Annotated in this window: 21 protein-coding genes; 9 read left to right on the top strand and 12 right to left on the bottom strand. The window is 70.4% G+C overall.

The genetic code is table 11. The features are described from left to right. Positions 1-42: 42 nt before the first annotated feature. Complete coding sequence (locus ACBI99_RS33185) at positions 43-2,541, bottom strand: glycoside hydrolase family 9 protein (RefSeq protein ID WP_375074263.1); 2,499 nt, start codon at positions 2,539-2,541, stop codon at positions 43-45. Positions 2,542-2,552: 11 nt separating this feature from the next. Then, positions 2,553-5,504 (bottom strand): glycoside hydrolase family 48 protein, encoded by a 2,952-nt coding sequence (locus tag ACBI99_RS33180; RefSeq protein ID WP_308125635.1) that lies wholly within the window; start codon positions 5,502-5,504, stop codon positions 2,553-2,555. 267 nt (positions 5,505-5,771) lie between these two features. On the opposite strand from ACBI99_RS33180, the gene ACBI99_RS33175 reads away from it, so the two are divergent. After that, positions 5,772-8,123 carry a glycoside hydrolase family 6 protein gene (locus tag ACBI99_RS33175; RefSeq protein ID WP_357583155.1) on the top strand — a complete coding sequence of 784 codons (2,352 nt, stop codon included), beginning with the start codon at positions 5,772-5,774 and terminating at the stop codon, positions 8,121-8,123. A 61-nt stretch (positions 8,124-8,184) separates the two neighbouring features. Here the strand turns inward: ACBI99_RS33175 and ACBI99_RS33170 are convergent, their stop codons facing one another. The 5 genes from ACBI99_RS33170 to ACBI99_RS33150 all read right to left on the bottom strand — a co-directional run bounded on the left by ACBI99_RS33170 (position 8,185) and on the right by ACBI99_RS33150 (position 12,424). Beyond that, a complete protein-coding gene (locus tag ACBI99_RS33170; protein WP_357583153.1) occupies positions 8,185-8,583 on the bottom strand; it encodes a DUF1992 domain-containing protein in 399 nt (132 codons plus the stop codon). A 16-nt stretch (positions 8,584-8,599) separates the two neighbouring features. Then, positions 8,600-9,493, bottom strand: a complete 894-nt coding sequence (gene folP / locus ACBI99_RS33165) for a dihydropteroate synthase (RefSeq protein WP_375074262.1) — start codon at positions 9,491-9,493, stop codon at positions 8,600-8,602. A 101-nt stretch (positions 9,494-9,594) separates the two neighbouring features. Beyond that, positions 9,595-10,059, bottom strand: coding sequence for an ATP-binding protein (locus ACBI99_RS33160; protein ID WP_219501523.1), 465 nt, complete (start codon positions 10,057-10,059; stop codon positions 9,595-9,597). Positions 10,060-10,147: 88 nt separating this feature from the next. Beyond that, the gene (locus ACBI99_RS33155; protein WP_219501521.1) at positions 10,148-11,200 is read right to left on the bottom strand and encodes an NAD-dependent epimerase/dehydratase family protein; all 1,053 of its coding nucleotides are present in this window, start codon (positions 11,198-11,200) and stop codon (positions 10,148-10,150) included. A 42-nt stretch (positions 11,201-11,242) separates the two neighbouring features. Beyond that, complete coding sequence (locus tag ACBI99_RS33150; protein WP_219501519.1) at positions 11,243-12,424, bottom strand: zinc-dependent alcohol dehydrogenase; 1,182 nt, start codon at positions 12,422-12,424, stop codon at positions 11,243-11,245. A 211-nt stretch (positions 12,425-12,635) separates the two neighbouring features. Here ACBI99_RS33150 and ACBI99_RS33145 point away from each other — a divergent pair, with 211 nt between their 5' ends. The 4 genes from ACBI99_RS33145 (at position 12,636) to ACBI99_RS33130 (ending at position 18,792) form a co-directional block, all read left to right on the top strand. Further along, entirely contained in the window at positions 12,636-13,685 is a 1,050-nt protein-coding gene (locus ACBI99_RS33145; RefSeq protein WP_375074261.1) for a polyprenyl synthetase family protein, read from the top strand. 107 nt (positions 13,686-13,792) lie between these two features. Then, complete coding sequence (locus ACBI99_RS33140) at positions 13,793-15,205, top strand: family 2B encapsulin nanocompartment shell protein (protein WP_219501516.1); 1,413 nt, start codon at positions 13,793-13,795, stop codon at positions 15,203-15,205. Between the two features lie 36 nt (positions 15,206-15,241). Further along, complete coding sequence (locus ACBI99_RS33135; RefSeq protein ID WP_246644225.1) at positions 15,242-16,606, top strand: family 2B encapsulin nanocompartment shell protein; 1,365 nt, start codon at positions 15,242-15,244, stop codon at positions 16,604-16,606. 35 nt (positions 16,607-16,641) lie between these two features. After that, positions 16,642-18,792 (top strand): germacradienol/geosmin synthase, encoded by a 2,151-nt coding sequence (locus ACBI99_RS33130; protein WP_375074260.1) that lies wholly within the window; start codon positions 16,642-16,644, stop codon positions 18,790-18,792. A 19-nt stretch (positions 18,793-18,811) separates the two neighbouring features. Here ACBI99_RS33130 and ACBI99_RS33125 read toward each other — a convergent pair whose 3' ends face one another. After that, complete coding sequence (locus ACBI99_RS33125) at positions 18,812-19,144, bottom strand: STAS domain-containing protein (RefSeq protein ID WP_357583147.1); 333 nt, start codon at positions 19,142-19,144, stop codon at positions 18,812-18,814. A 347-nt stretch (positions 19,145-19,491) separates the two neighbouring features. After that, on the bottom strand, positions 19,492-19,743 hold the full coding sequence (locus tag ACBI99_RS33120) for a hypothetical protein (RefSeq protein WP_219501509.1): 252 nt from the start codon (positions 19,741-19,743) through the stop codon (positions 19,492-19,494). Between the two features lie 359 nt (positions 19,744-20,102). Between ACBI99_RS33120 and ACBI99_RS33115 the strand changes: the two genes are divergently transcribed. Beyond that, the gene (locus tag ACBI99_RS33115; RefSeq protein ID WP_219501506.1) at positions 20,103-20,672 is read left to right on the top strand and encodes a C40 family peptidase; all 570 of its coding nucleotides are present in this window, start codon (positions 20,103-20,105) and stop codon (positions 20,670-20,672) included. A 214-nt stretch (positions 20,673-20,886) separates the two neighbouring features. Here the strand turns inward: ACBI99_RS33115 and ACBI99_RS33110 are convergent, their stop codons facing one another. Next, positions 20,887-21,138, bottom strand: a complete 252-nt coding sequence (locus ACBI99_RS33110) for a hypothetical protein (protein WP_219501505.1) — start codon at positions 21,136-21,138, stop codon at positions 20,887-20,889. 408 nt (positions 21,139-21,546) lie between these two features. On the opposite strand from ACBI99_RS33110, the gene ACBI99_RS33105 reads away from it, so the two are divergent. Together ACBI99_RS33105 and ACBI99_RS33100 are read left to right on the top strand one after the other, a co-directional pair. Further along, positions 21,547-22,038 carry a hypothetical protein gene (locus ACBI99_RS33105; RefSeq protein WP_219501503.1) on the top strand — a complete coding sequence of 164 codons (492 nt, stop codon included), beginning with the start codon at positions 21,547-21,549 and terminating at the stop codon, positions 22,036-22,038. 9 nt (positions 22,039-22,047) lie between these two features. Next, positions 22,048-22,605, top strand: coding sequence for an O-methyltransferase (locus tag ACBI99_RS33100; RefSeq protein WP_375074259.1), 558 nt, complete (start codon positions 22,048-22,050; stop codon positions 22,603-22,605). A gap of 152 nt (positions 22,606-22,757) precedes the next feature. Here the strand turns inward: ACBI99_RS33100 and ACBI99_RS33095 are convergent, their stop codons facing one another. Both ACBI99_RS33095 and ACBI99_RS33090 read right to left on the bottom strand, forming a co-directional pair. Continuing rightward, the gene (locus tag ACBI99_RS33095; protein WP_357583141.1) at positions 22,758-23,198 is read right to left on the bottom strand and encodes a MarR family transcriptional regulator; all 441 of its coding nucleotides are present in this window, start codon (positions 23,196-23,198) and stop codon (positions 22,758-22,760) included. Next, positions 23,195-23,821, bottom strand: coding sequence for a type 1 glutamine amidotransferase family protein (locus ACBI99_RS33090; protein ID WP_219501496.1), 627 nt, complete (start codon positions 23,819-23,821; stop codon positions 23,195-23,197). The genes ACBI99_RS33095 and ACBI99_RS33090 overlap by 4 nt, the downstream gene beginning before the upstream one ends. Positions 23,822-23,881: 60 nt before the next feature. Here ACBI99_RS33090 and ACBI99_RS33085 point away from each other — a divergent pair, with 60 nt between their 5' ends. Beyond that, a complete protein-coding gene (locus ACBI99_RS33085) occupies positions 23,882-25,234 on the top strand; it encodes an NERD domain-containing protein kinase family protein (protein ID WP_219501494.1) in 1,353 nt (450 codons plus the stop codon). Positions 25,235-25,298: the final 64 nt, after the last annotated feature.

The raw sequence follows: 25,298 nt of genomic DNA, 5'->3' as shown, positions 1-25,298 counted from the left end.
GGGAGGTCCCGCCCCCCACCGGGGAGGGCGGGACCCGGGTTCTCAGGCGGTGGTGCAGGTGATCGGGTCAGGGGTCGCCCCGCTGCCCGACGCGATGAAGCCGAAGGAGGCGGTCCCGCCGGGAGCGAGCGCGCCGTTCCAGGCCTCGTTGCCGACGGTGAGCGTGCCGCCGGACTGGCTGTGCTTGCCGCCCCAGAGCTGGCTGACGGTGCCGGACTGCGCCCAGGAGACCGTCCAGCCGCCGATCGCCGACGTGCCGGCGTTCTTCACCGTCACCTCGGCCTGATAGCCGCCGCTCCAGGAGTTGACCAGCTTGTACGTCGCCGTGCAACCGCCGGTGGGCGGCGGCGTGTCGGTGGTGGCGAAGGACGTGCTCGCCGACGGCTCGGAGCTGTTGCCTGCGGCGTCCCTGGCCACCACGTGGACCGTGTACTCGGTGTCGGCGTCGAGCCCGGTCAGCTCGAAGGTCGTGCCCGGCGCGGTGCCCGCCTTCTCGCCGTCCAGGTAGACGTCGTAGCCGCTGACGCCGACGTTGTCGGTGGCCGCGGTCCACGACAGCCTGGCCGTGGAGCCGGTGATCGCGGAGACCGCCGGCTTGCCCGGGGCGCCGGGCGGGGTGTCGTCCTCCTCCTCGGGCCCCGGCGGGTTGCCCCAGATCTTGGTGGCGCCGCTGTAGAGCGTGATGTTGGAGGTACGGGCCGGCGTCGTGCCCGGCGTGGTCGGGATGCCCCGGTACGACCAGTCGTTGGCCGGGTCCCAGGTGCCCGCGCTGGCGATGCGGAACTGCACCTCACGGCGGTGCTGCGACTGCCCGGCGGGCGCGATGTCCTGCCCGGAGCAGTCGATGGCCGCATAGTAGGTGCTGCCGCCCGCCGCGTGCAGGGTCGGCGCCGCGCACTGGGTGTACGCCGACGACACCGTGATCTGCGACGCGGTGGTCGACCCGTCGAGCGTGAAGTAGTAGCGGAACGACCCGTCGGACAGCACCCGGGCGGGCCAGCCCGACTGGTTGCGCACGATGGCCTTGATCTCGGTGAAGTTCGTGCCGGAGGCGTTGACCCCGGCCTCCACGAAGATCTCCGGCCCGTCGGGCGTCTCGGCGACCGGGAAGCCCGCCGCCGGCGCGCCGCCGTACTCCTTGTAGAGCCGGGCGAGCGCGCTGGTGAAGCCCGCGTTGTAGTCGGTGGCGACCTCGTTCATCACGTAGTCGTCCCGCTTGTCGGTGTAGGCGTCGTCCGGGTCGGGCGGCCCGCCGACGAGCGCGCCGTACAGCGTGTGACGGCTTTCCACAGGTGTGGATATCTGGTCCGTCCACGAGCCGTGCGCGGTCCGGTGGTGCGGCGCCTTCGGCGGGTTGGTGCCGAACCCGACCACGTACGAGGAGTTGCGCGGATTGTCGCCGAGCGCGTAGTTGATCTGCCGCACCGCGAAGTCGTGGTAACGGGCCTTGCGCGTGGCGTCGCTGATCGAGTCGCTGTGCACGAGCGCCGCGAACGCCGTGTTGGCCGCGTACCGCAGCGACCCCCACCGGTCCAGCACCGCCTGGCCGCCCGGCGAGTAGCGCACCTTCGAGCCGTTCACGCCGACCGTCCACCAGTCGAGCCAGCGGTTGGCGTCGTCGAGGTACTTCTGCTTGCCGGTCAGCTTGTGCAGCAGCACGTAGGCGCCGTAGGACTTGTCGTCCCAGGCGATGGTCCACTTGTACGACTTGATGGAGGTCTGGGGCTCGGTGCCGAGGCTGTCGTAGGTCGACTCGGCCTTGGTCAGGAAAGCCGGGTCGTCGGTGGCCCTGTACAGCCAGATCGCGCCCCAGACCAGCTCATCGGTGAACCCGCTCCAGGAGTTGTAGTAACCCTGGGCGTCGGTGATGCACTCGCTGTACTTCTTCCTGACCGTGTCGGCGAAGGAGTACAGCTGCTTGGCATGCGTCACCAGCTTGTCCGCGTACGCGGGGTCGGTCGGCCGGAAGACGATCGAGGAGGCGGCCATCGCCGCCGCCGTCTCGCCCGCCAGGTCCGACCCGCCGCACGACGCGTCGATCTTGTACGCCGGCCGGTCCATCGCCATGGCCTCGGCCGGGCCCCACCAGGCGTGGTCCCTGCCGCCGTGGCCGACCTGGCCGTAGAGCGTGTTGGGCGACGGGTGCGCCTTGACGAAGTAGTCGTTGACGAACCTGAGGTTGTTGAGCAGATGGGTGAGCTGGCCGGAGGCGGCGTAGGCGTCGCGGTACTCGACCGCGCCCCAGGCCAGCATGGTGGCGGAGAACGCCATCGGGAAGCCGAACTTCACGTGGTCGCCGGCGTCGTACCAGCCACCGGTGAGGTCCAGGCCGACGTCCGCGCCATCGTCGAGGCCCGAGTCGCCGCGCCAGTTGACGCGGTTCCAATCGGGCAGCTCGCCCGACTGCTGGGCCTCGTAGAACCAGAGCGACTTCTGCAGCGCCTCGCCGTACGCGAACGCCGGGGCGGCGGAGGCGGGCGACGCGGCGACGATCAGGGGCACGGCGAGGGCCGCCGCCGCGACGGCGGCGACCCTCTTCACGAGCGGGTTGTTCACGGGAAGAGCCGTCCGAACTCCGCCAGGGCGACGGCCACGTCGACCTGCGCCCAGAAGCGGTGGTAGTTGAACGTGGGAGCCGGCCCGGTGCCGTCCAGGTAGGCCTTGACCTCGGGCCAGTCGGGGTCGTTCTCGTAGAAGGACCTGATCGACAGGAACGTCGAGTCCGAGTTGATCGGGTCGCCGTTCGGCATCGTGCCGGTCCAGCCCGCGGGCACGTGGACCGGGTCGTCGATGCGCTGGTAGTCGGTCTTGGTCTCCTCGACCGAGACGCCCTTGTCGTCGCGGTTCTCCCACACGGCGTCGAGCAGCGCCTTGGCCGTGTCACGGGCCTCGGCGTGGTTCGCCCGGGCCGCGTAGTACATCAGCACCTTGGCGTAGGAGCCGGCCACGCCGACGTCCTGGGTGTGGTTGACGACCTCGACGTGCAGGTCGGGGTTGGCCGGCGGCATGCCGGACGTGGCGTTGAAGTTGCCCGCCGGCTGGCCGGTCCAGCGCAGCGTGGACGGGATCTGGTAGTCGCCGCCGGCGCCGACCGTGGTGTTGTCGAGCGCCCAGGCCACCCACTTGTCGAGCAGGGCCTTGGCGTCGGCGTTGCCGGTGACGTTGTACAGCTCGGCCACCCGCTCCATGGTCCACGCCTGGAAGCCGAACCACTGGTTCGACGGCGGGTCATGGTAGACCGGCTGCCAGTCGTAGGCCATGCCGTGGAACTTGGGCAGGTTCGCCGGAGGCGTGGCGTAGTGTCCGTTCCAGCTGTTGGTCGCGCCGCCGGCGATGGCGCCTTCGGCCGACTGCAGCCAGGTGTAGAACTGGAGCTGCCGGGTGAGGCTGGTGCTCCAGTCGGTGGCGCCGGTCGCGCTCTCCGGCCGCAGCTCGGCCACGTTCGACAGCGCCCAGGCCGCGAACGGGTTCTGATAGCCGGAGTGGTTGTGGCTGGAGCCGATCCGCCAGGCCCAGCCGGCGTTGGAGTCGGTCGCGCCGCCCCAGGCGTAGTACCAGGACAGCAGGTAGCTGGCGGAGTTCTTGCCGGTGCCGGCCGGGCACGACGGGCTGGTGCAGCCCGGCTGCTTGAAGTACTTGTCGTACATGGCGTAACGCAGGTAGTCGCCCATCTTGGCGGCCTTCTCCACGGTCGCGGAGATCTGGTCCGCCTTGCCCTGCGCCTTGGCCCAGGTCAGCGCCCAGTACGCCACCTGCACCGCGCGCGCGTCGGCGTCCGGGGCGTTGGTGTACTTCCACTGCTTGGCGTAGGAGGAGTCCTTGATGAACAGGTCCAGGTAGCCGTTGGTGCCGCCGTGCGCGAACGTGTCGCAGGACGGCTGCGGGATCGTCTCGAAGACCGACTCCTCCGGGCCACGCTGGTAGGTGTTGATGTAGGCGGGCTTGGTGGTGCCGTCGCCGCAGCGGCCGAAGCCGTAGGTGTTGTCCACGTCGAGCAGCCAGTGCATGCCGTAGACGTCACGGGTGCCGTACGCGGTCTGCAGCTCGTTGGCGATCGGGTCGGAGCCCACGCTGACGCCCTGGTCGATCTGCGACGGGTAGTTGCTGATCTCCAGGTGCTCGGCCGCGTACGTGGCCGGCTTGGCCGGGTTGTAGAAGGAGTTCGTCGGCTGGTCCCTGGTCGCCGGGATGATGTACGTCTCCATCGACTCCCAGGCGTCGTTGAACTTCGTCCAGTCGCCGGTCACCTGGCCGTAGACCGCCTCCAGCCACAGGTAGTAGCTGTAGGCCTCGGAGGTGGTCTCGTGCCCGTGGTCGGGCGCCTCGACCATGAACGTCTCCACCGAGTGGTACGGCACGCCCTCGGGCGAGAAGTAGCCGTTGGCGGGGTCGTGCAGGTCGTTGTACATCTCGGTGAAGCGCTGGATGTACTCGTTGTCGCCGCCGGGCAGGTCGTCGTCCGCCTCGGTGGCGGTGACGTCGACCGGGTCGTAGCCGGTGGCGCTCACCCTGAACACCGCGGTGCCGGCGGAGGTGTCGGCGTCGTCGGCGGCCGACAGCGTGACGGTCTGGGCGGTGTTCCAGTTGGCCGTGGTGAAGGTGCGGCCGGCCCCGGCGCTGACGGTCAGGTCGGCGTCACCGCTGGCCCGCGCGGTGTTCACGGTCACGCTCGCGGCCGGCTGGCGCGAGAGCTTGACGGAGAACGTGGCGGTGCCGGTCTCCGGTACGGCCACGGACTGCGGGCTCACGACGAGCGCCGGCGTGCTGTCGGAGCCGACGGTGATGCCGACGGGCGCGGAGTTCGTGGTGGCGCCGTCGTTGTCGGTGGCCCTGGCGGTGATCGAATAGCTGCCCGCGGCCACGTTCTGCCAGTTGTAGGTGTAGGGCGCGCTGGTGTCGGTGCCCAGCAGGGTGGAGCCCTGGTAGAAGTCGACCTTGGAGACCGTGCCGTCGGAGTCGGCGGCGGTCGCCGCGATCGGCACGGTGGCCGGGGCGGTGAACGTCTGGCCGGCCGTGGGCGAGGTCAGGGAGACCGTGGGCGCCTCGTTGTCGTCCTCGCCGCCGCAGGTGGTGCCGTTGATCGCGAACGAGGTGGGGGCCGGGTTGCTGCCGGTCCAGGAGCCGTTGAAGCCGATGGAGGTGCTGGCCCCGGTGGCGAGGGCGCCGTTCCACGGCATGTTCTTGGCGGTCACCCGGGTGCCCGACTGGCTCCAGGTGGCGCTCCAGCCCTGGTCGTACTTCTGTCCCGTGGTCGGGAAGTCGAAGGTCAGCGTCCAGTTCGTGAGCGGGTCGCCGAGGTTCTTGATGGCCACGCTGGCGGTGAAGCCGCCCTGGTTCGAGCCGCTGTTCCACTGGTTGGCGGTGTAGGTCACCTCGCAGGCGACGGCCGCGCTGGCGGGGGTCTGGGCGAGCACCGTGGTGGTGCTCGCCACCAGGACCAGCGCCGCGGCCGCGGATAACCGCCTGGCCAGGCGCGTGAGGAAGGGGCGGGGTCTGTGACTCACGGTTTCTCCATGGGAGTAGGGGGGTGGGAGCGCTCCCATGCCGCATTGTGCGCTTCGGCGAGGAGGAGATGTCAACGAAATGGCGTCCGGGTGACGGCCGGATTTCCTCTCACCTGCCTGCGTGGCATGAAAGTTTCACGGTGCTTGCCTGGCATCGCGCGAGCGTGTGGCCCGCCGGGGCCTCGGCGGGCCACCGGTCGCTGTACACATTTGTGAATGGCCGCCCACTATGGGAGCGCTCCCACTCACCACAGGAGATGATGATCCGTGAAACTCCTACGCGGCCTTCGGAGATGGGCCGTCACCGCGACAGCCACCTGTGTCGCGGCCGCCGGTCTCGTCGCCGGGCAGACGACCGCCGCCCACGCCGCGGTCTCCTGCGACGTCGTGTACACCCCCAACTCGTGGACATCCAGCCCTGGTCAGGGAGGTTTCACCGCGAACCTCACGCTGAAGAACCTGGGCGACCCCCTCAACGGCTGGACGCTGGCCTTCGACTTCCCCACCACCACCCAGAAGTACACCCCCAGCGGGTGGGGCGCGGAGATCAGCCAGTCGGGCACCCGGGTCACCGCCAAGAACATGCCGTGGAACGGCGCCCTCGCCACCGGGGCCAGCACCACCATCGGCTTCAACGGCACCTGGTCCGGCACCAACCCCAACCCGACCACGTTCACCGTGAACGGCACCACCTGCGGCGGCCCCGGCGGTGAGACCCCCGCGGTCGTCACCTCCGCCAGCTCCGTCGCCGTCAACGAGGGCGGCACCGCCACCTTCACCGCCAAGCTGTCGGCCGCCCCCTCCTCGAACGTGACCGTCAGCACCTCGCGGACCAGCGGCGACGCCGACCTGAGCGTCACCTCCGGCGCCTCGCTCACCTTCACCCCGTCGAACTGGAACACCGCGCAGACGGTCACCCTGGCCGCCGCGCAGGACGCCGACACGACGGCGGGCACCGCGGTCTTCACCGTCGGCGGCACCGGCGTCACCTCGACCACGGTCAACGCCACCGAGGTCGACGACGACAGCACCCAGGAGCAGTCGCTCATCGTCACCCCGACGTCCGTGACCGTCCCCGAGGGCGCCACCGGCGCCTACACCGTCCGCCTGGCCACCCAGCCGTCCTCCGGCGTCACCGTCACCACGACGGCCGGCAGCGGCGACGCCGACCTCACCGTGAGCTCCGGCGCCTCCCTGTCGTTCAGCACGGCCAACTGGAACACGCCGCAGACCGTGACCCTGGCCGCCGCCCAGGACTCCGACGAGGTCAACGGCACCCGGACGTTCACCGTCGCCTCCACCGGCCTGACCTCCCGCACGGTCACCGCCACCGAGGCCGACGACGACGGCGACACCACCCCCGTCCACGTCGAGAACCCGTACGCCGGAGCCACCGGCTACGTCAACCCGAGCTGGTCGACGAAGGCCGCCGCCGAGCCGGGCGGCGCCGCCATCGCCAACACCTCGACCGCCGTATGGATGGACCGCATCGCCGCCATCGAGGGCCCCGGCGACGCCCTGGGCCTGCGTGAGCACATGGACGAGGCCGTGCGGCAGGACGCCGCCAACGGCGCCACGCCGCTGACCATCCAGGTCGTCGTCTACAACCTGCCCAACCGCGACTGCTCCGCCCTGGCCTCCAACGGCGAGCTCCGCATCTCCGAGAACGGCTTCAACCGCTACAAGGCCGAGTACATCGACCCGATCGCCGACATCCTCGACGACCCGCAGTACGCCAACCTGCGCATCGTCACGATCATCGAGCCCGACTCGCTGCCCAACCTGGTGACCAACATCAACACCTTCGCCGACTGCCGCGAGGCCAACGGCCCCGGCGGCTACGTCGACGGCGTCCGCTACGCGCTCGACAAGCTGCACGCGATCACCAACGTCTACACCTACGTCGACGCCGCCCACCACGCCTGGCTCGGCTGGGACTCGAACTTCCAACCGTCGGTCGACCTGTTCCACCGCACCGTCACCGGCACCGCGGCGGGCGTGGACAGCGTGGACGGCTTCATCGTCAACACCGCCAACTACTCCGCGCTCAAGGAGCCGCACTTCACCATCAACACGACGGTGAACGGCACCACGGTCCGCCAGTCCAAGTGGGTCGACTGGAACTACTACGTCGACGAGCACACCTTCGCCACCGCCCTGCGCAACGCCCTGATCGCCAAGGGCTTCCGCTCCGGGCTCGGCATGCTCGTCGACACCTCGCGCAACGGCTGGGGCGGCAGCGCCCGCCCGTCCGGCCCGAGCACCGCGACCAACGTGGACACCTTCGTCAACGAGTCGCGCGTCGACCGCCGCCTGCACGCCGGCAACTGGTGCAACCAGAGCGGCGCGGGCATCGGGATGCGGCCGACGGCCAACCCCGAGCCGGGCTTCGACGCCTACGTGTGGATCAAGCCTCCGGGCGAGTCGGACGGCTCCAGCAAGGAGATCCCGAACACCGAGGGCAAGAGGTTCGACCGGATGTGCGACCCGACCTACACCGGCAACGACCTCAACGGTCACAACATGTCCGGCGCGCTCGCTGACGCGCCGATCTCCGGCCAGTGGTTCTCGGCCCAGTTCCGCCAGCTCGTGCAGAACGCCTACCCGCCGCTGTCCTAACCCCTGATCACAGGGCCCAGGCCGCCGGATCAACCCCCGGCCTGGGCCCTGTAACCATGTGTCAGCCCCTGCTGCGCCACTCCGACACGATCCGCTCGACGTCGTACGGGACGAGGTTGTGCGGCGGGCCGGACAGCCCGGTCCTGATGGCCTCGCGGATCCGGTCGTTGATCTCGTTGACGATCAGCCGGACCTCCCCCTCGGACCTGGCCTCGGCGGCGGCCGCGAGCGCCTGTTCGGCGTCCTTGCGCAGTTGCAGGCTCGGCGGGAGCGGCATCGACAGCCCCTCGCTCTCCAGCTTCTGCTTGATCCACCAGTGCTCGTCGTACGGCTTGTCGGCCCCGGGGAGCGGCTTGCCGGCGCCCGGCAGGTCGTCGAACTCGCCGCGTTCCTGGGCTTCCCTGATCTGCCGGTCCACCCAGCTCTCGAACTGCATCCCGCCCGGCTTGCGCTCGGTCACACGCGATCCCTTCTCCCTACGCGAGGTTGTGATGCGGGGCGGCGGGCGGCCGCCAGCCCAGCATCGCCTCGGTCATCCGCACGGACGCCACGGTCGCGGGCACGTCGTGCACCCGGACGATCCGCGCCCCGCGCAGGATCGCCATCACGTTGGCGGCGATGGTGCCCTCGGTCCGCTCCCCCTGCGGGCGGCCGATGCTCTCCCCGATGAAGTCCTTGTTGGACAGCGCCACCAGCAGCGGGTAGCCGACGGCGGCGACCTCGTCCAGCCGGCGCATCAGCTCCAGCGAGTGGTAGGTGTTCTTGTTGAGGTCGTGGCCCGGGTCGATGACGATGCGGTCGGGGGCGATCCCCGCCGCCAGCGCGGCCTCCACCCGCTCGCGCAGGTAGGCGGTGACGTCGGTGACGATGTCGGCGTAGTCGGGCCTGAACACCCGGCGCCCCGGCCCGCCCAGGCTGTGGGTGACGACCACGGTGACGCCGGTGCGGGCGGCGACCTCGGCGATGCCGGGCTCGCGCAGCCCGTTGGTGTCGTTGAGCACGTCGGCGCCCGCGGCGATCGCGGCCTCGGCGACGGCCGCGCGGTGGGTGTCGACGCTGATCACCGCGTCGGTGACGCGCCGCACCTCGGAGATCACCGGCACGACGCGGTCGATCTCCTCCTCGACGCCGATCTCGGCCTGGGCGGCGCTGAAGGCGAACCCGCCGATGTCGACCCAGTCGGCGCCCTGCTCGACCGCTCGCGACGCCGCCTCGACGGCCCGTTCGAGGGCGAAGGTCCGACCCTGGTCGTGGAAGGAGTTGGGGGTGCGGTTGACGATCGCCATGATCGCCACCTGTCGCCGGAAGTCGAACTCGCGCCGCCCGATCCGCCGCACCGGGTGGGACATCTCGGGCGGGGCAGTGCTCACTCCACCGGTCACGACACCATCCCCTTACGAGCTCGGGCCACCTGCTTGGCAGCCTACCTTCCGGGGAGGCCGGGCTTCCGGCCGTGTCGGGCGGTGAAATGTCAGGCGGTGAAGCGCATGCGGTGGCTGTCGGTGCCGACGCGGATGCGCCTCATCCGGGGGCGGGACGCGCACGGGCGCCGGGGCAGGCGCATGGCGAGATCGACGACGGTTCCGCAGGGACCGGTGTGGAAGTCGGCGTCGTCGCACAGCCGTTTGATCAGGAAGATGCCGCGGCCGGTGCCAGAGGTGTCGGGCGGGCGGTGACGGCCCTCGACGTAGCCGTTGGGGATGCCGGAGCCCCGGTCCGCGGTCTGGGCGCGCAGGACGCCGTCGGCCGTCCACAGTCTGAGCGTGCCGTGCCCGCCGGCGTGCGTCACGACGTTGATGACGCTCTCGTGAACGGCGAGGACGAAGTCCTCAAGTCTCGGGCCGGCCAGTCCGGCCCCTGATGCGTGCCGGGCGACGGCCTGCCGGATTCCGGTGACCTCCCGGCGGCTGATGGGCTGGGTCATGAGCGTGCGCATGGCAGCAGCTTCCTAGCGACGTTCCTCGTCATCGGCGGGCCGCGCTTCTGGACCTCACAAGGCTCCCCACTGCCCTGACAGCCGGGCTTCACACCTTCGACCGCCCGCCGATCCCGGTGGCGAACTCACGCAGCCGCCTCGGCGCGCTGTCGGGGGCGAGCGGCGCGGTGTCCATGCCGGCGCCGTCGTGCAGGCCCTCCAGCAGCGCCTTGATCGCGTCGGGCGCCGAGTGCCTGGGCGTCCAGCCGAGCACGTGGCGAGCGCGGTCCACGTTCATCAGCGGGATGCGCAGCGCCAGCTCCAGCAGGCCGGGCGCGGCGGGGATGAGCCGCAGGTGCCAGCCGGCGGCGACGGCGGCCCGCGCGACCCCGGCCGGGATCGGCACGGTCCTGGCCCCGAGCAGCTCGGCGAGCTCGGCCGGGCCGAGCACCGGCTCGGCGGCCAGGTTGAACGCGCCGGTGACGGGCTTGGTGACGGCCAGGCGGTAGGCCTCGGCGGCGTCGTCGGCGTGCAGGATCTGCATCTTGAGCCCGGGGATGTCGGGCACGAACGGGATCCGGCCCGCCCTGACCAGCCTGCGCGGCAGCAGCGGCCCGGCGAACAGCCTGCGCTGCTCGGTCGCCGCCTGCCGCTGGAAGATGAAGCCCGGCCGCATCCGCACCACCCGGACGCCCGGGTTGTCGTGCTCGAACACGTCCAGCACCCGCTCCACGTACGCCTTCTCGCGCCCGTACGCGGCCCCCGGGTAGCCGTGGGTGGGCCAGGTCTCGTCGACCCGCACCTCCTTCGGGCCGGGCGAGTACGCGCCGACGGATGAGGCGTGGACCAGCGCGGGCACGCCCGCCTGGGCGACGGCCTGGAAGACCCGCATGCTGCCGAGCACGTTGGCCCGCCAGGTCGCGGTGGCGTCGCGGGTCGGCTGGAACAGCCAGGCCAGGTGCACGACCGCGGCGGCGCCGTCGAAGATCTGCGCGAGGTCGCTCGTGACGACGTCCGCCTTGACCCATTCGGTGCGGCCGGGACGCCAGCCGGGCAGCCTGCGGGCGACGCCGACGATGGACGTCACGCTCTCGTCGGCTTCCAGGGCCCGGATCACGCTCGTGCCGACGTTGCCCGTCGCACCCACCACCACGACTCTCATGGCGCACCGCCTGCCCCGTCAGAAAGGGACGAAACGCGCTGGTCAGGGTTCGATCAGCACCTTGATCGCGCCGTCCCGCTTCTTCTGGAACATCTCGTACGCCTCCGGCGCCCGCTGCAACGGGACCCGGTGCGTGGCCAGGTCCATCACGCCGAGCGGATCGGCGTCGTCGGTGACCAGCGGCATCAGCGCGCCGACCCACCGCCTGACGTGCGCCTGGCCCATCCGCAGCGAGATGCCCTTGTCGAACATGCGCAGCATCGGCATCGGGTCGGTCATACCGCCGTAGACGCCGATGACGGAGATCACGCCGCCGCGCCGTACGGTGTCGATGGCCTGGTTGAGTGCGGCGAGGCGGTCCACGCCCGCGTGGCTCATGAGCTGGGCGGCCAGCGCGTCGGGCAGCGCGCCCGTCATCGTCTGGGCCAGCTTGGCGGCGGGCGAGCCGTGCGCCTCCATGCCGACGGCGTCGATCACCGAGTCGGTGCCGCGCCCCGAGGTGAGCTGCCTGACCGCCTCCGGCACGTCGGTGGTCTCGCTCGCGTCGACGACCTCGACGCCGTGTCGGCGGGCCATCTCCAGCCGCTCGGGCACGCCGTCGACGCCGATGACCCGGTGGCCGAGGTGGCGGGCGATGCGGGCGCACATCTGGCCGATGGGGCCGAGCCCGAAGACCGTGAGGCTGCCCCCGTCGGGCAGGTGCGCGTACTGGACGGCCTGCCAGGCGGTGGGCAGCACGTCCGACAGGTAGACGAACCGCTCGTCGGGCGGCCCGTTCGGCACCTTGATCGGGCCGAACTGGGCCTGCGGCACCCGCAGGTACTCGGCCTGGCCGCCCGGCACCTGGCCGTACAGCTTGGTGTAGCCGAACAGCGCGGCGCCCATGCCGTGCTCGCGGACCTGGGTGGTCTCGCACTGGGCGTACAGCTCCATGCCGCACATGTGGCAGTGGCCGCAGGAGATGTTGAACGGGATCACCACCCGGTCGCCCGGCCTGAGCGTGGTGACCTGCGAGCCGACCTCCTCGACGATGCCCATCGGCTCGTGGCCGAGGATGTCGCCCTGGGTCATGAACGGCCCGAGCACCTCGTACAGGTGCAGGTCGGAGCCGCACAGGCCGGTCGTGGTGACCTTGATGACGGCGTCGTTCGGTTCCTTGATCTGCGGGTCGGGGACGTCCTCGACCCGGACGTCGCGCTTGCCGTGCCAGGTGACGGCCTTCATGGCAACTCCTCAGGATCGGCTTCACGAGCCGCATACCCCCACAAAGCACCCCTAGGCCGGGGAGCGCGAATCGCCTCCAGGTGTCATGACAAACCCTCGGACCAGGCGTTCTTCAGTCCGGAAAAACTCCATCCGGTAAACATGCTTTACACCCTCCGTATTCGGTGAGTAACTACTGGTAGCGAACGGTAGACAGAAGGAGCCCGGCACCATGACGGTGAGCTTCACCCCCAACTTGCTGGGGCCGCGGATCGACGACCGCCTGATCGGCTTCCTCGACGAGTGGCAGGCGCCGGTCTCGGACCCGGACGTGGTGGCGGCCTACCGGTTGCTCGTCGAGTTCATCCTGGGCGGCGGCAAGCGCATCCGCCCGCAGCTGTGCTACTGGGGGTGGCGGGGAGCCGGCGGCGACGACTGCGACGAGATCATCAGCGCGGCGGCCGCCCTTGAGCTGTGCCACGCGGGCCTGCTCATCCACGACGACATCATGGACGGCAGCGATCTGCGCCGCGGCCAGGCCACGGTCCACCGCAGCCTGGCCCGGCTGCACTCCGGGCCCGGCGCCGAGGCGTTCGGCCGGGCGGGCGGCATCCTGCTCGGCACGCTCAGCCTCGCCTGGTCCGACACGCTGCTGTCGTCGTGCGGGGTGGAGCCCGTCCGGCTGCGGGCGGCCCACCACCTGTTCGACACGATGCGCACCGAGGTCATCAGCGGCCAGTATCTGGACATCCTCGCCCAGCTCCGGGCCGGCGTCAGCGTCGAGCAGGCGCTGACCACGATCCGCTACAAGACGGCCAAGTACACCGTGGAGCGGCCGCTGCAGATCGGCGGCGCGCTCGCCGGGACCGAGGCCGGTCTGCTGCGCGCCTACTCGGAGTTCGGGGTGCCGCTGGGCGAGGCGTTCCAGCTGCGTGACGACGTGCTCGGCATGTTCGGCTCGTCGGGCGAGACCGGCAAGTCGGCGCTCGACGACCTGCGCGAGGGCAAGCAGACCGTCCTCTACGCGCACGCCGTCCAGCGGGCCACGCCCGCCCAGCTCGCCTACCTGCGCGCCTGGCACGGCAACCCCGACCTGACCGAGGAGCACGCCGCCGAGGTGTGCCAGATCATGACCGACACCGGCGCGCTCGCCGAGGTCGAGTCGATGATCGACGATCGGGTCCGCACCGCGGTCCGCGTCCTCGACGCCACGGCCATCGAGGCCGAGGCCCGCGTCGCGCTCACCGTCCTGGCAGCCGAGCTGGCGCACCGCGACAGCTAGACCGGCCCCGGGCACGGCGGGCGCTTCGTGCTGCCCACTGACGGTCACCGACCGTAACTGAACTTTCCTCTCAGTAACGTCCAACCTTCTCCTGATTGGTGGAGCACGTGACAGAAACGACAGAATCGACCGCACCGGTCAACGGCAACGGGCACCAGCTCAGCCTGAGCACCGACGCCGCGCGCAACCTGGCGACGACCACCAAGACCGCGCCCCAGATGCAGGAGATCACCTCCCGGTGGCTGCTCAAGCTGCTGCCCTGGGTGCAGACCTCCGGTGGCGTCTACCGGGTCAACCGCCGCCTGACCTACACGCTGGGCGACGGCCGCATCACCTTCAGCACCACCGGCTCGGAGGTCCGGGTCGTCCCCGCCGAACTGTCCGAACTGCCCATGCTGCGCGGCTACGACGACATCGAGGTCCTCGAAGCGCTCGCCTACCGCTTCGCCCAGCGGGAGGTCGAGCCCGGCGAGGAGATCGTGCGTGAGGACGAGCCGGTCGACCAGCTCGTGCTCATCGCGCACGGCCGTGTCGGCAAGGAGGCCCAGGGCGCCTACGGCGACACGCAGAACCTGGGCGTGCTCGCCGACGGCGACTACCTCGGCGAGCAGTTGCTGTCCGGCGGCGGCCAATGGGAGTTCTCCGCCAAGGCGAAGACCGCCACCACCGTGCTGACGCTGTCGCGGGAGGACTTCCAGCAACTGCTGGACCGCTCGCCAAGCCTGCGCGAGCACCTGGAGGCGTGGCAGGCGGCCAGCGATCGGGCCAGCAACGACTACGGCGAGGCCGCGATCGACATGTCGTCCGGGCACAGCGGCGAGCCCGTGCTGCCCGGCACGTTCGTCGACTACGAGCTGAGCCCGCGTGAATACGAGCTGAGCGTCGCCCAGACCGTCCTGCGCGTGCACAGCCGGGTCTCCGACCTCTACAACCAGCCGATGAACCAGCTCGACCAGCAGCTCAGGCTGACCGTCGAGGCGCTGCGCGAGCGACAGGAGGACGAGCTGATCAACAACCGCGAGTTCGGCCTGCTGCACAACGCCGACTTCAGCCAGCGGGTGCGCACCCGCACCGGCCCGCCCACCCCCGACGACATGGACGACCTGCTGGCGAAGGTGTGGAAGGAGCCGGCGTTCTTCCTGGCCCACCCGCAGACCATCGCCGCCTTCGGCCGGGAGTGCAGCAAGCGCGGCCTCTACCCGCAGTCGAGCGAGGTCAACGGCCACCGGGTGCCCGCCTGGCGGGGCGTGCCGATCTTCCCGTGCAACAAGATCCCGGTCTCCGGCCGGCGCACCAGCTCCGTGCTGCTCATGCGCACCGGCCAGGAGAACCAGGGCGTGGTCGGCCTGCACCAGACCGGCATCCCCGACGAGTACCAGCCGAGCCTGTCGGTCAGGTTCATGAACATCAACGAGAAGGCCGTCGTGTCCTACCTGGTCAGCGCCTACTACTCGGTCGCCGTCCTGGTGCCCGACGCGCTGGCCGTGCTGGAGGACGTCGAGATCGGGCGCGAGGACTAACAGAGCATTTCCGGCCAGGGATTGGTGGTGTTTCGGTTGTCGGAGTTGGAGGCACGGCTGAGCCTGGACACGGCGGCGGCGCGCAAGCTCGCCACGACGTCCAAGACGGCTCCGCACATGCGGGAGATCTCCCCGCGCTGGCTGCTGCGCGCGCTCCCCTGGGTGGAGCTCGCGGCCGGCACCTACCGGGTGAACCGCCGCCTCACCTACGAGACGGGCGGCGGCCGGGTGGCCTTCTCCCATACGGGGACGCGGCTGCGGGTGGTGCCGCCGAGCCTCACCGAGCTGCCCTTCCTGCACGGGTACGAGGACCGGGACGTGCTGGAGTCCCTGGCCGGAATGTTCGAGCAGCGCGAGTACGTGCGCGGCGAGGTGATCGCCAGGGAGGGATCGCCGCAGAACGAGCTGATCCTGCTCGCCCACGGCAAGATCGCCAAGCTGTGCACGAGCACGTACGGCAACAGCGTCGCGCGGGGCATGCTGTCGACCGGCGACCACGCCGGCAGCCGTGCGGACAGCCGATCGACGCCGTGGGAGGTCACGCTGGCGGCACGCACCGCCTGCGCCGTGCTGGCCCTGCCCTGGCAGGCGCTGGACGACCTGGCCGCGCGCCGGCCGTCGCTGGGCGAGCACCTCGCGCGGCGACCGGCCGGCCCGGCCAACAAGTACGGCGAGGCGGCGATCGACCTGCTGTCCGGGCACCGCGGCGAGGTCGTGCTGCCGGGCACGTTCGTCGACTACGACCCGGGCCCCCGCGAGTACGAGCTGAGCGTCTCCCAGGCGGTGCTCAGGATGCACACCAGGGTCGCCGACCTGTTCAGCAGCCCGATGGACCAGACCGAGGAGCAGCTCAGGCTCACGATCGAGGCGGTGCGCGAGGCGCAGGAGCGCGAACTGGTCAACAACCCGGACTTCGGGCTGCTCCACAACGTCGCCCCGGGACAGCGGCTGACCACCCGCACCGGGCCGCCCACCCCCGCCGACCTCGACGACCTGCTCTGCCGCAGGCGCAAGACCCGCTATTTCCTGGCCAACCCGCTGGCCATCGCCGCGTTCGGCCGGCAGTGCAGCGCCGCCGGCGTCTACATGGACAGCGTCGTGCTCGACGGCAGCACGCTGGCCGCCTGGCGCGGGGTGCCGATCCTGCCCTGCGACAAGATCCCGGTCAGCCGGGCCGGCACCAGCTCGATCCTGGCCATCCGCACGGGCGAGGACGAGCAGGGGGTCGTCGGCCTGCACCAGACCGGCGTCCCCGACGAGCACCGGCCCGGCCTCAGCGTGAAGGTGATGGGCATCGACGAGCGGGGGATCACCACCTACCTGGTCAGCGCCTATTACTCGGCCGCGGTGCTCGTGCCCGACGCGCTGGGCGTGCTCGGGGACGTCGAGGTACACAGCTGACCTTCACCTGATCTTCACAGCCGAACGGAGCCACGATGGCGCAACCCTTTGACCTGCCGGACTTCTACGTCCCGTATCCGGCCCGGCTCAACCCCCACCTTGAGGAGGCCAGGACCCACTCCAAACAGTGGGCCAGGAAGATGGGCATGCTGGAAGGCTCGGGCATCTGGGAGGAGGCCGACCTCGACGCGCACGACTACGCGCTGCTGTGCGCGTACACTCATCCTGACTGCGACGCCACCGAGCTCAGCCTGATCACCGACTGGTACGTGTGGGTCTTCTTCTTCGACGACCACTTTCTCGACGTGTTCAAGCGGACGGGCGACCGCGAGGGCGGCAAGGCGTACCTGGACCGGCTGCCCGCCTTCATGAGCACCGCGAGCCCTGAGCCGGTCAACCCGGTCGAGGCGGGGCTGGCCGACCTGTGGGCGCGCACGGTGCCCGGCACGTCGGCCGACTGGCGGGCGCGTTTCACGGAGAGCACCCTCAACCTGCTGAACGAGTCGCTGTGGGAGCTGTCCAACATCAACGCGGGCCGGGTGCCCAACCCGGTGGAGTACATCGAGATGCGCCGCAAAGTGGGCGGGGCGCCCTGGTCGGCGGGGCTGATCGAGCACGCGGCGGGCGCCGAGGTGCCTGCCGTGATCTCCGCGTCGCGGCCGATGCGGGTGCTGCGCGACGCCTTCTCCGACGCCGTCCACCTGCGCAACGACATCTTCTCCTACCAGCGCGAGACGCAGGAGGAGGGCGAGCTGAGCAACGGCATCCTGGTGCTGGAGACGTTCCTCGGCTGCTCGACGCAGGAGGCCGCCGACGCGGTCAACGACCTGCTCACCTCGCGGCTGCAGCAGTTCGAGCACACCGTCGCCGTCGAGCTGGGGCCGCTGTTCGTCGAGCACGGGCTCGACCCGCTGAGCTGCGCCGGCGTGCTCGCCTACGTCAAGGGGCTGCAGGACTGGCAGTCCGGCGGTCACGCCTGGCACCTGCGCTCCAGCCGCTACATGAACCAGAACGCCTCCGCCCCGGCGCTCGGCATGAAGTCGGTCGTCGACCTGCTGGGGCTCAAGCGCGTCAGGTCCTACGCGCACGTGCCGTACGAGAAGGTCGGGCCGCTGCCGGTGCCGGACCTCTACCAGCCGTTCACGCCGGAGCTGTCACCGCACCTGGAGGCCGCCCGGCGCAACGTGGTCACGTGGGCGCACCGGATGGGGCTGCTGGAGGCGCAGCCCGGCATCACCGGCTCGGCCGTGTGGGACGAGGACAAGCTGATCGACTACGACCTGCCGCTCTGCGCCGCCGGGCTGGACCCCGACGCGACGCCCGAGGAGCTTGACCTGTCCTCGGCCTGGCTGGCGTGGGGGACCTACGGCGACGACTACTTCCCCGTCGTGTTCGGCCACGGGCGCAGCCTGGCCGCCGCGCGGGCCACCGTGGAGCGGCTGTCGCTGTTCATGCCGCTCGACGGCGTCACCTACCCGGCGCCCGTCAGCCCGCTGGAGCTGTCGCTGGCCGACCTGTGGGGGCGCTCGGCCCGGCCGATGAGCCAGGGCGCGCGGCGTACGTTCCGGGCGGCCATCGAGAAGATGGCGTCGAGCTGGCTGTGGGAGCTGGCCAACCAGGCCGAGAACCGGGTGCCCGACCCCGTCGACTACGTGGAGATGCGGCGGCTCACCTTCGGCTCGGACCTGACGATGGCCCTGTGCCGGCTGGCCCGGGCCGACCGGATCCCGCAGGAGGTCTACGACAGCGGGCCGATGCGCTCGCTGGAGAACTCGGCCCAGGACTACGCGACCCTGCTCAACGACGTCTACTCGTACCAGAAGGAGATCGAGTACGAGGGCGAGCTGCACAACGGGGTGCTGGTCACGCAGTGCTTCTTCGGCTGCGACCGCGACACGGCGCTGCGCATCGTGGTCGACCTGCTGGAGTCGCGGATGCGGCAGTTCCAGCACGTGGCCGCGCACGAGCTGCCGGTCGTGTTCGACGATCTCGGGCTGGGCGACGACGGCCGCAAGGCGGTCGCCGAGTACGTCACCGAGCTGGAGAACTGGATGTCGGGCATCTACGTGTGGCACCGCGACTGCCGCCGTTACGACGAGGAGTCGCTGCGCCGGCACCACCGGCCGCCTCGGCCCAAGCTGGCCGGGCCCACCGGGATCGGCACGTCGGCCGCGCTGATCCTCTAGCCGGTCCTTCGGGTGGGCTTCAGGGCACGGCCACCGGGCGGGATCCGTCGAACCAGCCCATCAGCTCCAGCATGCGGCGCTGGCATGGCGTGACGTTGCGCAGGCGGATCCACCGCTCGGCCGGGGGCAGCGCGGGCAGGGCCAGCACCCGGATGCCCGACAGGTCGACGAACGTGAGGGCGGCGGTGTCGACGGTCAGGTGCGGGCAGCCGTCACGCCACAGGGCCAGCGCGCGGGCGAGCGCGGGGCTGTTGGTGATGTCGACCTCGCCGCAGAGGCTCACGGCGGGGTCCGGCGGCGCGGCCAGCGCGACGATCCGTAGCTGCTGGTCCTGGTAGAGCAGTCGCTCCATCTGGTGCACACCCCCCATCGCTCCGAGTCCGGGGGTCGGTCACCGCAGCAGCGGCAACCGAGAACCAGGTTACACGAACTATGTTTCTCTTTGTAATGTTCGCGAGAAAAATGACCGTTTACAGCACTTTTATAGAAGGAATGGTCCGATGAGCGTTTCACCCCCATCGGACCGCTGATCGGGGCCGGAGCCGGGCATGCGAAAGCCCCGGCACTGGTGGTGCCGGGGCCGATCAGATTGCCCGTACGCCTGTCACACGCTGGTGCCACGACCCGGCGGCTCCGGGGCTCCCCGCGTCCGGGGAGGTGCGGGCCGGCCGGGCCGTGCGCGCCACCGGCGCCGCGGGATCAGTCCTCGACGTTGCTCAGGACGTTGCCCTCGACGTCCTGCAGGTGCAGGAAGGTCAGCACGTCGATGTACTTGACCGAGTCGTTGAGGACGTCGTTGGCCAGCGCCACGTCGTCGATGATGGAGAACTGGCTGAGGATCTGCTGGCCGGTGTTGCTGACGTTCGGGCCGACGTCGGCCGAGGCCACGCCCGCGGAGAAGCCGAGCGCGAGACCGCAGATGGCGGCACCGGCGAGAATGCGACGCATCATTTGTAGAACTCCTTCGTAGGAATCGGCGCGGAAAGCGCGTCATCGCGATTGTGTTCGCTGTGCTTTCGAGATGCCTCGGACAACGATCGCGTATCGCGGCTTCGACGGGCAAGGCGAGGCGCCTAAACCTAGGTCAAAACCGATTCACGAGAATCGTCGTGGGCATCGCGCCACCATATGTCCGGATTTATCAGGATTCGTCTGGTGGCTTTGACGGATTTTCTTTCACGTTATGGCCATATGCGCCTCTCGCCTCCCCAAAAGGGTGTTTTGTCCCCATCGGTCGAGAGGAAAGCTCTGGGACAGCAGCGCCGGCATCGAGAGCCGGTGAAACGAGTCGCAGAAGCGGTGGATTGACCATGGAGGCAAGACGCACATTTATCGTGATGGCCCTGGCGTGTGTGTTCACCGGCACGCTGGATTGCGCGCCGGCAGTGGCTCGCGACTGCGGCCCTGAATGCGGGCCGCGTTATTCCGAAACCTTTCACGCGGACCGGGCCGCCGCGGGCGCCATCGCGGTGCGGGCCGCGATCGAGATGATCGGCGTCCCGTACTCATGGGGCGGCGGCGGGGTGGACGGCCCCGGATTCGGCATCGGAAAGGGTGCGAAGACCAAGGGATTCGACTGCTCCGGCCTCACGCAGTACGCGTGGGCCTCGGCCGGGGAACTGATCGGCCGCACCACGAAGGAGCAGTGGCGATCAGGTGCCCGCGTGCCCAAGGAACAGGTGCGGCCCGGGGACCTCGTCTTTTACGACAACGATCCGCGGCGCTCCGGCCCCGAGCACGTCGGCCTGGCCGTCGATCGCGAGCGTATGGTCCACGCCCCCTATACCGGCGCGTTCGTCCGGCTCGACCCGCTGGACCGGCCGACGTTCATGGGAGCCGTCCGGCCGACCGAGGAAAGAGCGGCGGACGCCGGCCTCTGACGCGCGGCCCCGGACGGCCTGCTCGATGGAGCAGGGCCCTCCGGGCCGCCCGCCACCCGGCCCGTCGGTGCGCACCGGGCTGCCGTGGCCTCGAGTATCCACGGCCGCCCTTCCGGGAAACGTCCCGGCGTTTCAACCGGGACCCGGGCGGGGTGACGGTTCACCGGCTTTTGCCGGCGAGCTTTTCAGGTCGAGCGCCGATTTCCCGTCGCTCCTAGTCCTCGACGTTGGCCAGCAGGTTCAGCTCGACGTCCTGCAGGTGACCGACGGTGCCCAGGTCGATGTACTTGACCGAGTCGTTCAGGACGTTGTTCAGCGCGGTGACGTCGTCGATGACGCTGAACTGGCCGATGATGCTCTGGCCCGTGTTGCTCGCGCTCGGGCCGACGTCGGCCGAAGCGGCGCCGGCACAGAAGCCCAGCGCGGCGCCCACGATGGCTGCACCGGCAAGAATGCGACGGATCATGTTTCGTTCCTCCATTGATCGGCGCCTGAGAATTCCAGCGCCTTAGTCGTTTCTGCAGGGCTGTGAGGTGCCGCGGATAACAATTGCGGCAGCGCGCCGGAACCGCAACCGGATCTTCTCAGACCGAGGTCAAGGGGCGGCCTCGGTTTCTTGGCGATCGACACCGCCGCCGAACACAAATGCCGCGGCCGATCCGCGCAATCGAAACGGCATTTCTTTTGGCCTCACCCGGTGATGACGTAGCCGTTCACGCACCGGCGGGAAACCGACGATCACCCGCCGCTTGGGAATCGCGCGCGCCCGCAATACGCCGTGAGGTGTAGCGGCGGTGCCGCCTCTGGTCCGACGCGCGCCCCCCGGGACGCGGGTCACGATGGCCAGGAGTTCGTTCGGGAACCGGAGGTAAAGATGACTGCGATACGACCGCGTACCCGCAAGTCACTGCTGGTCATCCACATCGTCGCCTCGGTCGCGCTGCTGGGCGAGGTATGGGGACTCGTGGTGCTCAATACTGCGGCGACACTCACGAATGACCTCGCTTTGGCCCACGCCGCCTACCGGTTGATGCCCGCGCTCGTTTTCGCGGGCGGGATACCGCTCAGCATGCTGTCGCTCGTCACCGGCGTCCTGCTCGGGCTGACGAGCCACTGGGGGGTGCTGCGCCACGTCTGGGTCGCGGCCAAGCTGGCGCTGCTGCTCGCCACGATCTGCGCGGGGATGTTCCTGTTCGACCCCGAGGGCATGGCCGCCGCCACCGAAGGCGCCGCCCAGGTGGCCTCCTCACGGCAGTGGGCCCAGGTGGCCTCGCTCGGCTGCCAGCTCGCGATGCTGATGCTGGCGACCGGCCTGTCCGTCTTCAAGCCGCGAACCCGGATGCCACGCCTGCGCCCCGCGAGGTAGGACAGGACCATGGAAACCGATCTGGTCACGGCGGCCGTGGCCCGCGCCGAAGAGGCGTCGTTCGCCTACTCGTGCGATCCGGGCGTCGGCCGCCTCCTCGCCGCACTCGCCGCCGCCGTCCCCGAAGGCGGGCGCGTCCTGGAGTTGGGCACCGGCGCCGGCGTCGGGCTCGCCTGGCTCGTCAGCGGCCTCCTGCCGCGCACCGACGTCACGGTCACGAGCGTCGAACGCGACCCCGCCCGCGCCGCACTCGCCGCCCGCGACGGCTGGCCCCCCTTCGTCGACCTCCGTACGGGCGACGCCCTGGACCTGCTCGACCGGCTCGGCGCCTTCGACCTGATCTTCGCCGACGCCACGGGCGGCAAGCACGTCGGCCTCGACCGCACCATCGCCGCCCTCCGCCCGCGCGGCATCCTCCTCGTCGACGACCTCGCCCCGGCCCCCGGCTGGGACGACGACCTCATCCGCAAGCAGCGCGCCGTCCGCGACGCCCTGCTCGCCCACGAACGGCTCGTGGCGGTCGAACTCGACCACGCCTCCGGCCTCGTCCTCGCCACCGCCCGCTGACCCTTGCCACCCACCCTCCCCTGCGCGGCACCCCCACCACGTGCCCTCCCGTTGCGGCACTCGCCGCTCAACCCAGAAGCCGGAGTGCGGGTGGGGAGCGGCCCACACCCCCGGCGGGCCGCCCGGGAGCCGCCTGGGTGCCGCCCAAGGGGTCAGTCGGAGAGGCGGTCGAGGGCTTCGGAGAGGCGGCGGAGGGCGGCGAGGGTGTCGCGGGCGGCGGGCAGCCCCAGCTCGGCCACCAGCCGGTCGGCGAGCTCCTGGTGGGCGGGATCGATGCGGGCGATGGCGGCCCGCCCCTCCGGGGTGGGGTTGAGCAGCTTGGCCCGCCGGTGCGCCGGGTTGGGCAGGTATTCGGCCAGCCCCTTCTCCACCAGCAGGTCGGCGATCCGCTGGACGCCCTGACGGCTCATGCCCATCACCCTGGCCACCCCGGAGACCGGCAGCGGCTCGTGCAGGATGGCGCCCAGCACCTGCCACCAGGCGGCGGTGAGCCCGGCGGGCCTGGCCAGCTTCTCGGCGACGTCGAGAAACTGGCCGTTGAGCCGGAAGACCGTCAACGCGCTGCCCGACAGCAGCTCGCCCGTTTCGCTCATGCCGCCATCAGCACCTCGTACGCCGACGCGTCGCTCTTGGCGAAGAGCCGGTACCAGGCGTCGAGCACCTCGGGCGTGTAGACGTCGAGCCGGCGGAAGATCTCGCGGGCGAAGGCGACGGGCTCGGTGGGCCCGGCGGTGATCAGGTCGCCATCGAGCACCGCGTCGCGGTCCTGGTAGCGCTTGGCGCCCCCGTACCCCTGCTGGGCCTCCAGGTACTGCAGCACGGCGCTCGTGTGGTCGCGGTCGTCGAGCAACCCTTCGCGGGCGATCCCGGCGACGGCGCCGCAGATGGCGGCGACGGGCACCCCGGCGTCGAGGAACGCGCGTGCCTTGCTGGCGTACGGAGCGAGGTCGTCGCCGGCGTCCCACAGGTCGGCGCCGGGCAGGATGAGCAGGCTGCTGTCCTGCGGCGTGAGCGCGTCGAGCGTCAGGTCGGGAACGATCCGCATGCCGCCGGCGGTGGTCACGGGCTCACCGGTGAGCCCGACCGTGACGATCTCATAACTGCCGGGCTCCCGGTGGAAGCGGCCACTGCGCAGGTGGGCGGTGGCGTGTCCGGTCTCCCAGTCGGCCAGAGTGTCGTAAACGGCTACATGCACGGGCTTTGTCTTCGTCGTCATGACAACATACTGTCATAACGACAACATGCTGTCAACTCCAACCCGTGCGAGGATAGGCGCATGGCAGAGATCGTCGGCGGGGGACCTCCGGTCAACGACGCCGAGCGGCGGGTGATCACCTACCTCCGGGATCACGCACCGGCCGACTGGCTGCTGCTGCACAACGTCGAGGTTCCGCGCGGAGACGACGTCTTCGAGGTCGACCTCCTCGTGCTCACCGGCCACTCGCTCGTCGTCGTCGACGTCAAAGGCACCCGCGGCCGCATCGAGGTGTCGGGTTCGCGGTGGTTCCCGCCGCGGCGGGAGGCGTTCGGCTCGCCGGTGGCCAAGCTGCGCGGCACCGCCAAGGCGCTCAAAGGACTGCTCGTCTCCAGAGCCACACAGCTCGAACGCGTCTACGTCGACAGCCTCGTGGTGCTCACCTCGCCCGACGCCCAGCTCGTCGACCCCGCCGGGCGCGACGCCGTCAACGTCACCGACCTGCCCCGGCTCATCGCCACGCTGAGCGACGTCTCCCGGGTCAGGCGCGGGTGCAGCCCCGACGCCAAGCCCTACTTCGCCGCGATCCTCGACGCGCTCAACCAGACCGTACGGCGCAGCACCGCGCCCCCGCGCTACGGCAACTGGGAGGTCGAGGAGCAGCTCGGCGGCGACGCCAGGATCACCGAATACCGGGCCTTCAACGCCACCCTGCCCGGCAGCGAGACCGTGCTGCTGCGCGTCTACCAGGCCGACCCGCTGGCCGACCAGGAGTCACGGGCCGCCGAGCGGCAGCGCATCGCCAACGCCTACCAGTCGCTGGCCCGCATCCCGCCCCACCCGAGCCTGGTGCGCCCGCGCGACTTCTTCGCCATCGACGACGAGAGCCGGTTCGTGCTGGTGCTCGACGACGTCCACGGCCAGGCCCTCCACCTGCGGCTCGGCCAGGGCGTACGCCTGACCGTGATCCAGGACATGCTGAGCGGCCTGGCCCACGCGCACGCCCACGGCGTCATCCACCGCGCGCTCACCCCGGCCAGCGTGCTGGTGACCGACGACGGGCACGCGGTGCTGACCGGGTTCGACTACGCCAAGCCGGGGCCGCGCAACTACACCGTCGCCCACGAGCTGCACAACGTGCTCGACGCCCACTACGTCGCGCCCGAATGCCACGAACGGCCCGACCGGATGACGGCCGCCTCCGACGTCTACGCCGCCGGCGTGATCGCCTACCAGCTCCTCACCGGCGACCTGCCCGCCGGCCCCGACGCGCACGGGCCCGACGTGCCCGACGTGGTCCGGCGCATGCTCGACCACACCCCGGCCAAGCGCCCCACCGCCGCCGAGGCGCTCGACATCCTCCGCCACCCGCCGGCGCCCGCCCCCGAATCCCGGCTCAGACGCCTCGTCCGCCGCTTCGTCCCGGGCTCCTGACCTGCATACATACATTTCCTGATATTCGTACGTTCGCGATATCGCTATTAGACATGAGCTGATC

It is taken from the genome of Nonomuraea sp. ATR24, from assembly GCF_041950485.1.
Taxonomy (GTDB): Bacteria; Actinomycetota; Actinomycetes; order Streptosporangiales; family Streptosporangiaceae; genus Nonomuraea; species Nonomuraea ceibae.
The sequence above is the reverse complement of the archived record's forward strand: the minus strand, read 5'-3'. Positions and strand labels throughout refer to the sequence as shown.

What these genes read in the sequence shown, in the direction of transcription:
- ACBI99_RS33160 (WP_219501523.1), bottom strand. Translation starts at nt 10,059, where the DNA reads ATGCGCACGCTCATGACCCAGCCCATCAGCCGCCGGGAGGTCACCGGA.
- ACBI99_RS33155 (WP_219501521.1), bottom strand. Translation starts at nt 11,200, where the DNA reads ATGAGAGTCGTGGTGGTGGGTGCGACGGGCAACGTCGGCACGAGCGTG.
- ACBI99_RS33150 (WP_219501519.1), bottom strand. Translation starts at nt 12,424, where the DNA reads ATGAAGGCCGTCACCTGGCACGGCAAGCGCGACGTCCGGGTCGAGGAC.
- ACBI99_RS33145 (WP_375074261.1), top strand. Translation starts at nt 12,636, where the DNA reads ATGACGGTGAGCTTCACCCCCAACTTGCTGGGGCCGCGGATCGACGAC.
- ACBI99_RS33130 (WP_375074260.1), top strand. Translation starts at nt 16,642, where the DNA reads ATGGCGCAACCCTTTGACCTGCCGGACTTCTACGTCCCGTATCCGGCC.
- ACBI99_RS33125 (WP_357583147.1), bottom strand. Translation starts at nt 19,144, where the DNA reads ATGGAGCGACTGCTCTACCAGGACCAGCAGCTACGGATCGTCGCGCTG.
- ACBI99_RS33120 (WP_219501509.1), bottom strand. Translation starts at nt 19,743, where the DNA reads ATGATGCGTCGCATTCTCGCCGGTGCCGCCATCTGCGGTCTCGCGCTC.
- ACBI99_RS33115 (WP_219501506.1), top strand. Translation starts at nt 20,103, where the DNA reads ATGGAGGCAAGACGCACATTTATCGTGATGGCCCTGGCGTGTGTGTTC.
- ACBI99_RS33110 (WP_219501505.1), bottom strand. Translation starts at nt 21,138, where the DNA reads ATGATCCGTCGCATTCTTGCCGGTGCAGCCATCGTGGGCGCCGCGCTG.
- ACBI99_RS33105 (WP_219501503.1), top strand. Translation starts at nt 21,547, where the DNA reads ATGACTGCGATACGACCGCGTACCCGCAAGTCACTGCTGGTCATCCAC.
- ACBI99_RS33100 (WP_375074259.1), top strand. Translation starts at nt 22,048, where the DNA reads ATGGAAACCGATCTGGTCACGGCGGCCGTGGCCCGCGCCGAAGAGGCG.
- ACBI99_RS33095 (WP_357583141.1), bottom strand. Translation starts at nt 23,198, where the DNA reads ATGAGCGAAACGGGCGAGCTGCTGTCGGGCAGCGCGTTGACGGTCTTC.
- ACBI99_RS33090 (WP_219501496.1), bottom strand. Translation starts at nt 23,821, where the DNA reads ATGACGACGAAGACAAAGCCCGTGCATGTAGCCGTTTACGACACTCTG.
- ACBI99_RS33085 (WP_219501494.1), top strand. Translation starts at nt 23,882, where the DNA reads ATGGCAGAGATCGTCGGCGGGGGACCTCCGGTCAACGACGCCGAGCGG.